The 1,597-nt window shown below is 43.8% G+C and carries 1 protein-coding gene; it reads right to left on the bottom strand.

Features of this window, described 5'->3' with window-relative positions; translation table 11 throughout:
- Position 1: 1 nt before the first annotated feature.
- Positions 2-1,567, bottom strand: a complete 1,566-nt coding sequence (locus tag BP822_RS00670) for an IS1634 family transposase (protein ID WP_013718494.1) — start codon at positions 1,565-1,567, stop codon at positions 2-4.
- Between the last annotated feature and the right edge of the window lie 30 nt (positions 1,568-1,597).

Consider the following 1,597-nt stretch of genomic DNA (forward strand, 5'->3'; position numbering starts at 1 on the left):
CCTAAACTCCGCCCTTTTTAATAACCATATTTGCCTCAACAGGCACGCTAATTTCCATCTTTTCCAAAATCATCCTCTGTTTTTTAGAGACTTCTGTAAGCCTCCACTTTCCACCGACTTTAACTGCTCGCAACTTTGACAATTCCATCAGAATCTCCTCGATAGAACTCTTATCGAGCAGCTTCGCCTCCCTGGCCCTCCGGAGCAAAATCGCTCTCAGTATCAGCGATATGAAGAAGATGAACAGCAAGCCCTGCAATGTTTCGACCTTCTGCACTCTCAGAGGCATAACCTCAAGTTCATTCTTCAGATCATCGAACTTCTTCTCGACCTCGTCTCTCTCTCGATAGAGAGAAAGAACCTCATCCCAGTTTCGTCTTGATGAAGAAAGTAGAATTGTCTTTCCAAATCGATTTACAGCCTGCGATATTGCATTCACTCGTCTGCTAAGATGAATCTTCTTGCCTTCCAGAGTGTACTCAAAATATCTTTCAAAATTTCCTGCTGTCCGCTTGAATTGGTCGATAGGGTTTCGGAACTCTTTTCCGTCAATGGCGCATTCGATATCGATTAATCGATTGTAGAACGAATTTGTCTCTAATCCTTCCCGCTTCTTGTTAAACAGGACATATCCATAGGCATCGACAGAACCAATTTGAATCTCACTTTCCAGGACATAGAAGATGTCGCCACCAAATCTTTTAGCATTAGCTGGGCTCTCAATTTCCCTATTCGTCTCACTGATCAAGCCCTTGCCGACATTGACGCTAAAAGGAAGAGGAATGATGAAATCGATATTCGCGTCGTTCATTTCTTTTATATTATTCTCACTGTAGAATCCGCGATCCAAGATGAATAGACTCTTCGATATTCCAAGCGCTTTGACCTCAGCTACAAGGTTTTTCAGAGTCACAACATCGCTGATGCTGCCTGGAAACAGTTTGAAATAGAGGGGCAGATGCCGATGCAATGAGAGAACTAGGCCGAGGTTAACTTGGGGCAGGTCAAGACCATCGCGATTGTATCCCCACTCCAGCCAATCGATATTTCGGGAAGCCGATGAGAGCGATGTAATATCGAATATCAGCGTCTCATCCTCGCCGGCGATCAAAGAATTATAGAACGAATTCATGGACTTTTCTTTTGTGGCCAATCGCTCCAGAAAATTAGACAGCCATTGGGAACTGAAGGATTCTTTCAGTGAATACATCTCTGGCAGAAACGAGTCATCAAGAACGGTGTTTAAATTCTTAAGAGAGGTTTGATGAAGCAGCTTGCTCATTGCCATGGCCAAAATTATATCGCCATCTTCGCCAAACGATTCTGAAAGCTTCTTTCTGAGCTGAATCTCACTACTTACCGAATCCAGAAGATATGCCGGGCCCAACGATTTCGTTGTCTTGACATCTCGTTCTGCTGTTTTCGGGATGATATGGCCTGTTGCTTCATCCCAAACGCCAAGATATCGCCGTTTCTGCCGGGATTGTTTCTTCTCTGGATCCCAATAATTTTCGGCTTCGTAAGCATATGTCCGCCCGCGGATCTTCTGCTTGACCAGATATGTCATAGCTAAGAGTAATAACCATAATAGTATAAA

It is taken from the genome of Methanosaeta sp. UBA458 (assembly GCF_002496085.1).
Classification (GTDB): domain Archaea; phylum Halobacteriota; class Methanosarcinia; order Methanotrichales; family Methanotrichaceae; genus Methanothrix; species Methanothrix soehngenii.

Bases quoted from the DNA above. Each gene is read 5' to 3' on its own strand.
- BP822_RS00670 (WP_013718494.1), bottom strand. From the start codon at position 1,567: ATGACATATCTGGTCAAGCAGAAGATCCGCGGGCGGACATATGCTTAC.